The sequence below is a fragment of the Streptomyces sp. NPDC001536 genome (assembly GCF_042894505.1).
Classification (GTDB): domain Bacteria; phylum Actinomycetota; class Actinomycetes; order Streptomycetales; family Streptomycetaceae; genus Streptomyces.
The window spans coordinates 324,270-336,906 of sequence record NZ_JBIAVQ010000003.1 but is presented as its reverse complement, the minus strand read 5'-3'; the positions used below and the strand labels follow the sequence as shown (position 1 = coordinate 336,906).

Here is a 12,637-nt window from a genome sequence, read left to right as displayed (position 1 = left end):
TACGAGGTACGAGGTGCGAGTGGTCGTGGGCGGCGGCTCAGTCGAGGAGTCCGCTGCCGAACTCCGGCAGGTGCTCGGCGCCGGTCGCCGTCGGTGTCGTGGCCGTGCCGCGCAGGACGAGCGCGTCGTCGGCCAGGCCCACCGTCAGGTCGGCCCGGCCGTCGCGGGTCAGGTCGCGCAGGCGCAGGTCGAAGCCGAAGAAGGCGCCCGCGGTGGCCGGGCCCGTGATCGTCTGGGGGATCCAGGTGGAGCGGGTGCCGGTCAGGCCGTCGGAGCCGCCGCGGAAGAGGTGGACGCCGCCCTGGTGGTCGTTGCCGGCGACGTTCTCGTTCGGGACGCCGACCGCGAGGTCCGCGTAACCGTCGCCGTCGGTGTCACCGGCCGCGAGGGCGGAGCCGAAGTTGTCGAACTCCTCGGGGGTGCCGGAGACGCCGGAGCTGGCCTGGTTGTACGTCATCGAGCCGCTGGGACCCGAGGACGTGCCGCGCCAGACGCTGACCGCGCCCTTCTCGTTGTTGTTGTCGGGCAGACCGACGGCGATGTCGCCGTAGCCGTTCTTGTCGAAGTCGCCGATCGCCAGGGTCCAGGGAGCGCTGGCGTACGACTTGGACGGGCCCGAGGTCAGACCGGAGGCGGCGCCCTTGAGGAACCAGATGCGGTGCTTGGCGGCGCTGTCGGTGACCTGCTCGCCGATGACCACCAGGTCGGTCCGGCCGTCGCCGTCGACCTTGCCGGCCTCCAGACGGTACGAGCTCCAGCCCTGGCCCGACTTGTCGATCTTGCTGACGGTGCCCGTGGACCCGGACTTGGTGAAGGCGCCCCGGTACAGCCAGGCCTCGTCGCCGCCGATGACCGCCAGGTCGGGCGAACCATCGCCGTTGAAGTCGCCGGTGGCGAGGTCGTGGCCGAACCGGCTGCCGGCGCCGGACTTCGGGGTGACGTTCGTGCCGCCGGACAGGCCGGTCTTCGCGCCCCAGACGATCGTGACCGAGCCGCGGTACTCGGAACCGCCCACCGTCTCCATGGGGTTGCCCACGACCAGGTCCGCGTAGCCGTCCTTGTTGAGGTCGGCGCTGCTGAGCGACTCGCCGAAGTTGTCGTCGGCCTCACCGGTGCCGGGGACGCCCGGGCTGCCCTGGTGGACGACCTGGGTGTGCGAGGTGTCCAGGCCGCTCGCGTCGCCGTAGACGACCTTGACGGCGCCGCCCTTCCAGCCGTCGGCGCCGGAGATGCTCTTGTAGTAGTGGCTGTACGCCACGTCCCGGTAGCCGTCGCCGTTGAAGTCGTCGTAGTGCTTGGCGACCGCCGCCGACGCCGGGGCGGCGAGGAACAGCGGGGTGAGGCCGGTCGCCACGAGGGTGACGGTCAGGGCGGCCGCGGTGCTGGTGCGCATGGGTGTCGCTCCTGTGGGTCAGCCGATGAGGCCGGCGCCGAACGCGCCGTAGCCGCTGGACATGCCGAGGGAACCGGGGCCGAAGGACCGGACGCCGGCGGTGGTGATGCCGCTCGTCGTGCCGAGGAACGACGAGACGGCGCCGGTGCCCTCGTTCTCGAAGCCGGCGGCCGCCGTGTAGTCGGCGCGGCCGTCGCCGTTGACGTCGGAGAGCAGGACGTCCGAGCCGAAGTAGTCGGTGGATTCCGGGACACCGGGAACGCCGTAGGTGTCCTGGGAGAGGATGCGGCCGCCGGACAGGAGCGGGCCGGGCAGGACCACGGAGGAGCCGGAGTCCTGGACCTCGGTGGACACGTCCTTGAAGGGGATGCCGATCGCGAGGTCGGCGTAGCCGTCGGCGTTGAGGTCGCCGAGGGAGACCGCGGCGCCGAAGCCGTCGCCGGCCTTCTCCGTGCCCGGCACTCCCTCGGTGTCCTGGGTGAGTTGGGCCAGCGGGGTGTCCCCGTTGACGGGTCCGCCCGCCGAGCCGCGGATGACGACGACCTTGCCGCCGCGGCTGCCGGACTGGTCGTCCTCCTCGGTGAAGACGTTGCCGAGGGCGATCTCGTCGTAGCCGTCGCCGTCGATGTCGCCGAGCGCGATCGACGTGCCGCCGTGCAGGGGGCGCGGCGAGGTGGTGTCGGGACCGGCGGCGGAGCCGAGGTAGGCGACGCCCCTGGACCAACTGCCCGAGGCGTGCGCGGTGTTGTGGGTGCGGTAGGTGAGGACCAGGTCGGACTTCTTGTCGCCGTCGGTGTCGCCGGCCTTCATGGCGTCGACGGCGTACGCCGTCTCCGGCAGGCCGATCTTCTTCACGGTGCCGGTGGTGCCGGACTTGGTGAAGCCGCCGCGGATCACATACGACTTGGCGCCGCCCGTGCCGACGGCGAGGTCGGCCTTGGCGTCGCCGTTGAAGTCGCCCGAGGTGAGGAGCTGGCCCCAGTTGTCGTGGGAGGAGACCGCCGGGTCCTTGACCGCGGTGCCGCCCTTGACGCCGCCCGCCGAGCCCCACAGCACGGTGACGGAGCCGCCGTCGACGTCGGTGCCGACGTCCTCGCCGGGGGCGCCGACGGCGAGGTCGGTGTAGCCGTCCTTGTTGAGGTCGGCGATCGCGAGGGCCTCGCCGAAGGCGTCCTCGGCCTCGGCGGTGCCGGGCACGCCCGTGGTGTTCTGGCTCAGGACGGTGCGCTTGGCGGGGTCGAGGCCGTTCTTGGTGCCGTAGAGGACGGCGACATAGCCGGCCATGCCCTTGCCGCCGACCTTCGCGTAGGGCGCGGCGAAGGCGACGTCGCCGTAGCCGTCGCCGTTGAAGTCCGCGGTGTACTGCTTCGTCGTGGCCGCGGTCGCGGCCGGCGCCGCGAGGGTGAGCAGGCCGCCGGTGAGCGCCACCGCGGTGGCGATGCGCAGAAGTCGCATGGGGTTCTTCCGTTTGAGGGGTACGTCGAGGTCGTACGGGACGCCTGTGGCCGTACGTCGGCTCAGTCGCCTCAGTCGGCGAAGTTGGCGCTGAACTCCGGGCTGCCCGTCGTGGAGACGCCGGACGTGCTCGGGGAGACCGTGCGGGAGCCGGTCGTGGTGATCTTCGTGCCGTTGGAGGGCAGGTAGAGGACCGCGCCGTTGCCGTCGTTCTCGTAGGAGCCCGCGATCAGGTCGGCGCGGCCGTCGCCGGTGACGTCGTCGAGCTTGACGTCGATGCCGAGCCGGTCGTTCTTCTCGTCCTCGCCGGGCACGCCGGCGGTCGACTGGGCGAAGGACTGGGCGCCGGAGGCGGTGTTCAGGCCGGAGGCCGAGCCGTACAGGACGGTGACCATGCCGGTGTCGGTGGCGCTGCCGATGTTCTCGCCGGCGACGCCGATCACGAGGTCCTTGAAGCCGTCCCCGTTGATGTCGCCGAGGTCCAGCTCGTAGCCGAAGTAGTCGTTCTTCTCGGAGGTGCCGGGGACGTTGCCGGTGTTCTGGGTGATGCCGGTGACCGAGCCGGCGCCGCTCGCGGAGCCGTAGGTGATCCACACCTTGCCGCCGTCGGCGCCGCCCGGGAAGGTGACGTCGCCGTCGCTCTTGTTCCAGTACATGCCGGTGACGATGTCGCCGAAGCCGTCGCCGTTGATGTCGCCGATCGCGGTGATGACGCCGGCCTTGAGGTCCTGTGCGGCCGCCTCGGACAGACCGCTCGCGGTGCCGGTGAGGAGGTAGTTGGTGTTCCAGCCGTAGTCGGTCTCGGTCTCGAAGCCGTCGACCACCAGGTCGGTGCGGCCGTCGCCGTTGACGTCGCCCGCGGTCAGGTTGAGCGGGCCGTGGGAGGCGCCACCGGACTGGATCGGGGGCTCGACGGTGTAGCGGCCGCCGACCGGCGCGCCGGAGGCGCTGATGCCGCCCTTGTAGACGTAGATCGTGCTGGAGGTGTTGCCCACCGCGAGGTCGTCCGTGCCGTCGCCGTCGTAGTCGCCCGCCGCGAGGTCCTTGCCCCAGGTGTCGTGCGAGGAGGGGGCCGGGTCGGCGATGGTCGTGCCGGTGCCGGTGACGCCCTGCCTGGAGCCCCACAGCACGGCGAGGGTGCCGCCGTCGGTGTCGCTGCCGACGTCCTCCCAGGGGGCGGCGACGGCGATGTCGTCGTAGCCGTCGTTGTTGAAGTCGCCGTACGCGGTCTCCACGCCGAAGAAGTCGTTCGTCTCGGCGGTGCCGGGCACGCCGGCGGTGTTCTGGCTGATCACGGAACGCTTCGCGGACGACACCCCGGTTCCGGTGCCGTACAGGACGACGAGCTGGCCGGCGCCCCTCTTGCCGTTCACGTACGCACCGGCGGCCGAGAAGGCCACATCGCCGATGCCGTCGCCGTTGAAGTCGGCCTTCGGCACGATCGTCGAGTCCGCGGCCGTCGCCGTCGCGCCCGAGAAGGTGAGCAGACCGCCCGTCAGCGCGGCAGCGGTGGCCGTCGCGAGGGCGAGTCGCAGGTGGTGCTGGTGCATGCGGGTTCTCCTGCGGCATGCGGGGACGCCTGGCGGGGCGTCCGCAGTCGATGGGGGCGGACCGACCGTGTTCGCCGGGAGTTCGCCTCGGCTACACAGGTCGGTCGGCGCACAGGAGACCTCTGGAGATACGTAAGGGTTGTACGTGTGTTCGGTAAATTCTTGTGCCCCTGGGAAAGGGAGCTCGTCAGCCCGTCAGGTCGGAGCCGAACGCGCCGGCCTGGGCGGTCGACAGCCCCAGTGCCGTCGGGCTGAAGCTCTTGGCCGCCGTCGTCGAGTACAGCGTCGACGCCGCTCCCGGCAGGAACCAGGCCGCGCCCGCCGGGTCGTTCTCCTGGGCGGCGATCGCCGTGAGGTCCGCGCGGCCGTCGCCGGTGACGTCGGAGGCGAGGAGGGTGGCGCCGAAGCTGTCGCCGGCCTCGCTCGTGCCCGGGACGCCGGTGCTGTCCTGGGTCAGCTGGACCGCTCCGGTGCCCGTGACACCGGAGGCCGAGCCCCGCAGCAGGGTGATCGCGCCCGCCGAGGAGAGGTAGTGCGTGTCATCGCCGAAGGTCTCGCCCGGGGCGCCGATCGCGAGGTCGCCGTAACCGTTCTTGTCGAAGTCGCCGATCGCCAGCGCCTCGCCGAAGTCGTCGCCGGTCTCGGACGAGTCGGGCACGCCCGAGGTGTTCTGGGTGATGGTGACGCGGCGGTCGGCGCTCGGCCCCGAGCCGGTGCCGTAGACGACGTGGACCCTGCCCCCCGCGGGCGCGCTGTCCGGTACCCCCGGGTCGCCGAGGGCGATGTCGCCGTAGCCGTCCTTGTCCAGGTCACCGATGGCCGCCGTGGCGGCGGGGCGCAGGGAGCCGGCCTTGGTCAGGCCGCTCGCGGTGCCCTTGTAGTAGACGGCGGTGGCGAGTTGCCCGCTGTCCGGCTTCTGGCCGGTGACGACCAGGTCGGCCTTGGTGTCGCCGCTGACCCGGCCCGCGGTGAGGAGGGGGCGGTCGATGCCGGGGGAGTAGGAGGAGACGGAGCCGGTCGAGCCGGACTTGGTGAAGGGGCCGCGGATCAGCCGGACCCGGTACGAGGAGGGGTTCTCCGAGTCGCTCTGCGCCGAGATCGCCAGGTCCGGCTTCCCGTCGCCGGTGAAGTCGGCCGCCGCGATGCTCAGCCCGAAGTAACTTCCGGACAGCGTCTGGGGGTTCTTCACCGTCGTACCCCCGGAAAGACCGGACGACGAACCCCATACGACGACGACCGTGCCCGCGTCCTCGGCGGAGCCGGTCTTCTCCTGCGAGGCGCCCACGACCAGATCGCTGTAGCCGTCCCGGTTGAGGTCCGCGGTGGCGATCTGGTCGCCGAACCCGTCGTAGGCCTCGGCCGATCCCGGGACGCCCGCGGTGTTCTGGCTGATGACCTTCCGCTTCGCCGGGTCGAGTCCGCTCGCCGAGCCGTAGACGACCGCGACCTGACCGGCCCACTTCTTGCCGCTCACGGTGGCGGCGGGCGCGGCGATCGCCACGTCGCGGTGGCCGTCGCCGTTGAAGTCGCCCTGGAGACCGGAGGGGGCGGCCACGGCGGGGCCGGCCGCCAGGGCCAGCGGGGTCAGGCCCGCGACGGTCAGTGCGGCGAGGGCGGTGGTGGTGCGCAACGGGTGCTTCACGGTCAGGGGCTCCAGGAAGAAGGCGGTCGCACGGGGTGCGGGATTCCAGGGAGGCGGAATCGCACGGGTGTTGCGATCAAGAGACCTTCGGAGGGGCCTGTGGGTTGTGCGGGAATCCGGTGAACTCCCGGGGTTTCTCAGCTGATCTACAGGAACGCGGAGGTGGAGAAGGTGACGGTCGGCTCGGCGCTCACGAGCCCCTTCTTCGCCCCGGGGAAGACCGCGACGGTGTCCTTCGTCTCGCCCTGGTACGTCCGCACCGCGAGGTCCGCCCGCCCGTCCCCGTCGAAGTCGCCCACGGCCAGGACCCGGCTGGTGCCCACGGCCCCCGGCTCGACGGTGACCATGTCCGTCGCCGACAGTCCGGCCGTACGGCCTCGGAACACCTTGATCCGCGACCCGCTGGAGACGAGTTCGCTCAGCCCGTCGCCGTCGAAGTCGGCCGCGTCCAGCATGGAGCCGGGGGAGGCGAGGGTGGCGCGGGTGGCATCGGGCAGGTCGTAGCGCAGTGCGGTGCCGCCCATCGCGCCGATCGCCGCGTCCAGGGCCCTGCCCTTGCCGAAGCGGCCGAGGGCGACGTCGATGCCGGCCGGCAGGAGGGCGCCGGTGCGGTCCGGGCCGGTGGGGCCGCCGAGGACGAGGGCGGAGGTGGCGGTGCCGTCCGCGGTACGGACGATCAGGTCGTCGTATCCGTCGCGGTTCACGTCGGTGGCGGGGCCCGTGGGGAGCTCGCCGGGGGCCGGGACGGGGGCGGTGGCCTCTTTCGCGGTGCCCTTCTTGGTGAACGGGCCGCGCAGGTAGGTGAGTTGGGAGCCGGAGGCGTGGAGCACGAGGTCCTGCTCGTCGTCCCCGTCGAAGTCTCCGCACACCGGCTGGTCCGGCCAGTCGTTGCCGGCCCGCGCCCGCGCCGGGACGACGAGCTTGACCGCCTTGCCGGTCAGGCCTGACGGGGAGCCGAAGAGGACCTGGAGCGGGACCGGAGGCTGTCCCTGGCCGTCGTAGGGCGGATCGGTCGACACCACGAGGTCCGTGAAGCCGTCCCCGTCGAGGTCACAGGTGGCCTCCGCCTCGAACACGGCCGGCAGCTGCCCCTTGGTGGCGGCGGCCTGCTTCGCCGGACTCAGCAACTGTCTCGCTCCGGGCGTGAGCCCGCGCGCACTTCCGTACACGATCCCGATACCGGCGTCGTCCGCGTGCGCCTGCGCCTTGACCAGGTCGTCGAGTACGAGGTCCCGGTGGCCGTCGCCGTTGAAGTCGACGGCGACCTCGCTGCCCTTGCCGCGCGGGACGGGCAGCTTCGCCGGGGCGTTCGCGGCGCGCACCGGCGGCGTGCTGTGATCGGCGCTCTCGGCGTGCTGGGTGGGTCCGCAGGAGACGAGCAGAAGGGCGCCGCAGAGCACCGCCGTACCCGCCCCGGCTATTCGCACACGCACCGCACACCTCGTCAGCATCATCGACAACGAACCCCGGCAATGATGCACGTGTTCGAGCCCTGGGTTAAGGGGGAGTTCAGCCGGGGTTTCCGGGCGGGGGCCCGGGCGATCGCCGCGTTCGGGCCGCGAGCCATGATCGGTGCATGACCGAGATCGTGCTGATGTCAGATCCCCGGATCGCGGCGGTCCCCGTGGCCGGCAGCGGTGAACCCTTCGTCGACGTGCGGGAGTTCCTCGCCGCCGACTCGCGCAAGGAGGACGCACACGGGGCCTTCGCGCACCTGCGCGAGGGGGTCCTGGCCCGGCTGCTCAAGGCCCAGGAACTGCTGCCGGAGGGGGTCCGGCTGCTGTTCGTCGAGGGGTACCGGCCGCCCGCCCTTCAGCGCCTCTACTTCGAGAAGTACGCCGATACCCTGCGCACCGCCGACCCTCACTCGACGGAGGCCGAACTGCGGGACGCCACCAGCCGGTACGTCTCCCCGCCGGAGATCGCCCCGCACAGCGCCGGCGCGGCGGTCGACCTCACCCTCGTGGACGCCGACGGCCACGAACTCGACATGGGGACCCGGGTCAACGCTTCCCCGGAGGAGAGCGCCGGCGCCTGCTTCACGGACGCCCCCGGCCTCGGGCCCGAGGCGCGCGCCAACCGCCGGCTTCTCGCTTCGGCCCTGACGGCGGCGGGGCTGGTCAACTACCCCACCGAGTGGTGGCACTGGTCGTACGGCGACCGCTACTGGGCCCACGCCACGGGTGCGCGGCAGGCTCCCTACGGTCCTCAGGAACACCCCGTCGTACGCCTCGCGCGGTACACGAAGGCCGACCTCGACGAGATCACCGGCGGGGTCGAGGACCCCTTCGAGGTCGCCGCGTACGGGGTGACGTCCCGGGACAAGGACGTCCACTTCGGGGTCCGCAGCGAGGGCCGGCTGGTGGCGCACGCCGGGCTGGTGGAGGCGGACGTCGAGGTGGGGGAGCGGCGGTTGCGGGTGGCCGGGCTCGGCGGCGTGGTCGTCGCCCCCGGTATGCGCGGGCACGGGCTGGCCCGGCTGGTCGTGGACACGGCCGTCGCGCAGGCCCGGGGGACGGGAGCGGAGTTCGGGCTGCTCTTCTGTCTGCCGGACCGGGTGGCGCTGTACGAGAAGCTGGGGTGGCGGCTCCTGCCGGGCGGCATGCGGGTCGAGCAGCCGGACGGGGTGATCGACCATCCGTTGCGGACGATGTGGACGCCGCTGGCCGAGGGGGCGGTGTGGCCGGAAGGGGCCGCGCGGTTGGGGTCGCTGCCGATGTAGGGGGTGCGGGAGGGTTTTCTACGGCGGGTCAGGGCCGTACGTCGGTCAGGGCTGCGTGGCGATGTCGTGGCAGCGCCGATCCGGGTGGGGCAGCCGGATCAGGCCGCCCGCCGAGGGCCCCTGTCACCGGGTGTCCAGCACCTCCCGGTGGACCGCCCAGGCGTCCGCCACCGGGCCCAGGTGCCGGAGCTTGTCGGGGTTGATGACGTTGCGGATCGTCCGGATCCGCCCGTCGTGGACGTCGAGGACCATGGTGTGGAGCACCTTGCCGTCCCGGTCACGGAAGACCGCGCCCGGCTCGCCGTTGACCTCGTGCGGCTCGAACGACACCGCGGCCCGGGCCATGCGGGGGAACACGGCGGCCAGCAGCCGGGCCACGGGCCGCGCGCCGACGACGGTCCGAGCCAGCTGCGGGGCCTTGCCGCCGCCGTCGCCGACCAGCGACACCTCGGCGGCGAGCAGATCCTGCAGCCCTTCCACATCGCCCTCGCGCAGCGCGTCGAAGAACCGCGCCGCCAGCTCCGCCCGCTCCTTGCGGTCGGCCTCGAACCGGGGCCGGCCCTCGGCCATGTGGCGCCGAGCCCGCACCACCAGCTGACGGCACGCCGCCTCCGAGCGCCCCACGGCCGACGCGACCTCGGGAAAGCCGAAGTCGAACACCTCCCGCAGCACGAACACCGCCCGCTCCAGCGGACTGAGCCGCTCCAGCAGCAACAGGGCGGCCATCGACACCGAGTCCGCCAGCTCCGCCGACCGCTCCGGATCCTGATAGGGGTCGGCGAGCAGCGGCTCCGGGAACCACGGCCCGACGTAGGCCTCGCGCCGGACGCGGGCCGAGCGGAGCACGTTGATCGAGACCCGGGTCACCGCGGTCGAGAGATAGGCCCTGACCGACCTGGGCTCGGTCGGCGAGGCCTCGAAGCGCAGCCAGGTCTCCTGGACGGCGTCCTCGGCCTCGCTGACGCTGCCCAGGATCCGGTAGGCGATCGAGAAGAGCAGCGGCCGCAGTTCCTGGAACTCCTCGGTCCTGGTCCTGACCATGCCGCTCCCCTCGATTCTCCGGCCCGGTCAGCCGGTGAAGGACTCGGGGCCGAAACGGCCCCAGGCGATGAACACCGCGAGCACCAGATAGACCGCGTTCAGCGCCACGAACCTCGACTCCCCGAGCCGGCCGTGGGTGATCATCGCACCGACCATCAGCAGGATCCAGCAGACGGCGGTCACCGGCACCAGGGCCGGGGCGACATCGACCACCGCGGGCAGTATCAGGCCGACGGCGGCCAGGAGTTCGAGGACCCCGAGGGTCCTGAGGAAACCGCCGCTCACCTGTGCCGTCCACCCTCCGCCGGGGGCCGCGGCCAGCGTCTCCCGGGCCACGAACGTCTTGGTGAGCCCACCGGTCAGGGCGACCGCGGCGAGCAGCGCGGCACCGATCCACAGCGCGAGGTTCATCGTCCACTCCTTGAGTCTCCGAGTTTGTCGTCACCCCCTACGACAGGACGGCGGCCTCGCCGGTGACATCACCGGGCACGGGAACGGGGACGCCCCCCACACCCGGGTGGGTGTGGGGGGCGTCCCCGTGTCGTACGGGTTACTTCACCGGCTCCGGTTCCGGCGCCGACTCCGTCTCCGCCGCGTCCTCCGGGTCCACCGGGGTCTTCACGGACTCCAGCAGGAGCTGGGCCACGTCGACGACCGTGACGGACTCCTTGGCCTTGCCCTCGTTCTTCTTGCCGTTGACCGAGTCGGTCAGCATGACGAGGCAGAAGGGGCAGGCCGTCGAGACGATGTCGGGGTTCAGGGACAGAGCCTCGTCGACGCGCTCGTTGTTGATGCGCTTGCCGATCCGCTCCTCCATCCACATCCGCGCACCACCGGCACCGCAGCAGAAGCCGCGCTCCTTGTGGCGGTGCATCTCCTGCTGGCGCAGGCCCGGGACGGACGACATGATCTCGCGCGGCGGCGTGTAGATCTTGTTGTGACGGCCCAGGTAGCAGGGGTCGTGGTAGGTGATGAGGCCCTCGACCGGGGTGACCGGCAGCAGCTTGCCCTCGTCGATGAGGTGCTGGAGCAGCTGGGTGTGGTGGATGGTCTCGTAGTCGCCGCCGAGCTGCGGGTACTCGTTGCCGATCGTGTTCAGGCAGTGCGGGCAGGTGGCGACGATCTTCTTCGCCGACCGCGGCTTCTTCGTCGCCGGGTCCTCGTCGTCCTCGCCGAACGCCATGTTCAGCGCGGCCACGTTCTCCATGCCGAGTTCCTGGAACAGCGGCTCGTTGCCGAGGCGGCGGGCCGAGTCACCGGTGCACTTCTCGTCGCCGCCCATGATCGCGAACTTGACGCCCGCGATGTGCAGGAGTTCGGCGAAGGCCTTGGTGGTCTTCTTGGCGCGGTCCTCCAGCGAGCCCGCGCAGCCGACCCAGTACAGGTACTCGACCTCGGAGAGGTCCTCGATGTCCTTGCCGACGACCGGCACCTCGAAGTCGAGCTCCTTGAGCCATTCCAGGCGCTGCTTCTTCGCCAGGCCCCAGGGGTTGCCCTTCTTCTCCAGGTTCTTGAGCATCGTGCCCGCCTCGGACGGGAACGCGCTCTCGATCATCACCTGGTAGCGGCGCATGTCGACGATGTGGTCGACGTGCTCGATGTCGACCGGGCACTGCTCGACACAGGCGCCGCAGGTGGTGCAGGACCACAGGACGTCCGGGTCGATGACGCCGTTCTCCTCGGCGGTGCCGATCAGCGGCCGCTCGGCCTCCGCGAGAGCGGCGGCGGGCACACCGGCCAGCTGCTCCTCGGACGCCTTCTCCTCGCCCTCCATGGTCTTGCCGCCGCCCGCCAGCAGGTAGGGCGCCTTGGCGTGCGAGTGGTCCCGCAGCGACATGATCAGCAGCTTCGGGGAGAGCGGCTTGCCGGTGTTCCAGGCCGGGCACTGCGACTGGCAGCGACCGCACTCGGTGCAGGTCGAGAAGTCGAGCAGGCCCTTCCAGGAGAACTGTTCGACCTGGGAGACGCCGAAGACGTCGTCCTCGCCCGGGTCGGTGAAGTCGATCGGCTTGCCGCCCGACGTCATCGGCTGGAGGCCGCCGAGCGCGGTGGAGCCGTCCGCGTTGCGCTTGAACCAGATGTTCGGGAACGCGAGGAAACGGTGCCAGGCGACGCTCATGTTGGCGTTCAGCGAGACGACGATCATCCAGATGAACGAGACGCTGACCTTGATGCCGGCGAACAGGTAGACCAGCGTCTGGAGCGTGGAGACGTCGAGCGACCGGAAGGCTGCGACCAGCGGGTACGAGGCGAAGAACGCGGCCTCGTAGTGGTCCACGTGGTGCAGCGCGCCCTCAAGGCCGCGCAGCACGTAGATCACGATGCCGATGGTGAGGATGACGTACTCGACGAAGTACGCCTGCCAGGCCTTGGAGCCCGTGAAGCGGGACTTGCGGCCCGGGCGCGAGGGCAGGTTCAGCAGGCGGATCGCGATCAGCACGGCGATGCCGACGCCGGTCATCACGGTGATGAACTCGACGTACATCTCCCACGGCAGCCAGCTGCCGATGACCGGGAGGACGAAGTCGGCCTTGAAGAGCTGGCCCAGGGCCTGGCCCAGGACCGGGATCAGCGTCAGGAAGCCCATCGCCACGAACCAGTGGGCGAAGCCCACGATCCCCCAGCGGTTCATCCGCGTGTGGCCGAGGAACTCCTTCACCAGCGTCACACTGCGCTGGTAGGGGTTGTCGACCCGGGTACCGGCGGGCAAGGGCTGGCCGAGCATGAAGAACCGGACGAACTGGGCGATGACGCGTGCGAACAGTGCCGCGCCGACCACGGTCAGGACCAGCGACACGATGATCGCGGCGAGTTGCATGTCGGGGCTCCTCGGG

General features: G+C 71.3%; 9 protein-coding genes and 1 pseudogene. 2 read left to right on the top strand and 8 right to left on the bottom strand.

Annotated features, from left to right (window positions below; genetic code table 11):
* Positions 1-37: 37 nt before the first annotated feature.
* From ACFY0U_RS10485 to ACFY0U_RS10465, 5 genes are all read right to left on the bottom strand, one after another.
* Positions 38-1,393 carry an FG-GAP and VCBS repeat-containing protein gene (locus ACFY0U_RS10485; RefSeq protein ID WP_388633177.1) on the bottom strand — a complete coding sequence of 452 codons (1,356 nt, stop codon included), beginning with the start codon at positions 1,391-1,393 and terminating at the stop codon, positions 38-40.
* An 18-nt stretch (positions 1,394-1,411) separates the two neighbouring features.
* On the bottom strand, positions 1,412-2,848 hold the full coding sequence (locus ACFY0U_RS10480; RefSeq protein WP_388633174.1) for a VCBS repeat-containing protein: 1,437 nt from the start codon (positions 2,846-2,848) through the stop codon (positions 1,412-1,414).
* 71 nt (positions 2,849-2,919) lie between these two features.
* Positions 2,920-4,398, bottom strand: a complete 1,479-nt coding sequence (locus ACFY0U_RS10475; RefSeq protein ID WP_388633172.1) for an FG-GAP-like repeat-containing protein — start codon at positions 4,396-4,398, stop codon at positions 2,920-2,922.
* A gap of 187 nt (positions 4,399-4,585) precedes the next feature.
* On the bottom strand, positions 4,586-6,040 hold the full coding sequence (locus ACFY0U_RS10470) for an FG-GAP-like repeat-containing protein (protein WP_388633169.1): 1,455 nt from the start codon (positions 6,038-6,040) through the stop codon (positions 4,586-4,588).
* A gap of 146 nt (positions 6,041-6,186) precedes the next feature.
* On the bottom strand, positions 6,187-7,491 hold the full coding sequence (locus ACFY0U_RS10465; protein ID WP_388634300.1) for an FG-GAP repeat domain-containing protein: 1,305 nt from the start codon (positions 7,489-7,491) through the stop codon (positions 6,187-6,189).
* Between the two features lie 125 nt (positions 7,492-7,616).
* Between ACFY0U_RS10465 and ACFY0U_RS10460 the strand changes: the two are divergent.
* Together ACFY0U_RS10460 and ACFY0U_RS10455 are read left to right on the top strand one after the other, a co-directional pair.
* Positions 7,617-8,255 (top strand): annotated as a pseudogene (locus ACFY0U_RS10460) (M15 family metallopeptidase); the annotation flags it as partial.
* A 93-nt stretch (positions 8,256-8,348) separates the two neighbouring features.
* The gene (locus ACFY0U_RS10455) at positions 8,349-8,762 is read left to right on the top strand and encodes a GNAT family N-acetyltransferase (RefSeq protein WP_388634298.1); all 414 of its coding nucleotides are present in this window, start codon (positions 8,349-8,351) and stop codon (positions 8,760-8,762) included.
* 123 nt (positions 8,763-8,885) lie between these two features.
* On the opposite strand, the gene ACFY0U_RS10450 is transcribed toward ACFY0U_RS10455, so the two are convergent.
* The 3 genes from ACFY0U_RS10450 to ACFY0U_RS10440 all read right to left on the bottom strand — a co-directional run bounded on the left by ACFY0U_RS10450 (position 8,886) and on the right by ACFY0U_RS10440 (position 12,621).
* A complete protein-coding gene (locus ACFY0U_RS10450; RefSeq protein ID WP_388633167.1) occupies positions 8,886-9,803 on the bottom strand; it encodes an RNA polymerase sigma-70 factor in 918 nt (305 codons plus the stop codon).
* Positions 9,804-9,830: 27 nt separating this feature from the next.
* Positions 9,831-10,214: a DoxX family protein gene (locus ACFY0U_RS10445; protein ID WP_388633165.1), complete on the bottom strand. Its 384-nt coding sequence runs from the start codon at positions 10,212-10,214 to the stop codon at positions 9,831-9,833.
* Positions 10,215-10,353: 139 nt separating this feature from the next.
* Entirely contained in the window at positions 10,354-12,621 is a 2,268-nt protein-coding gene (locus ACFY0U_RS10440; RefSeq protein ID WP_388633163.1) for a (Fe-S)-binding protein, read from the bottom strand.
* Positions 12,622-12,637: the final 16 nt, after the last annotated feature.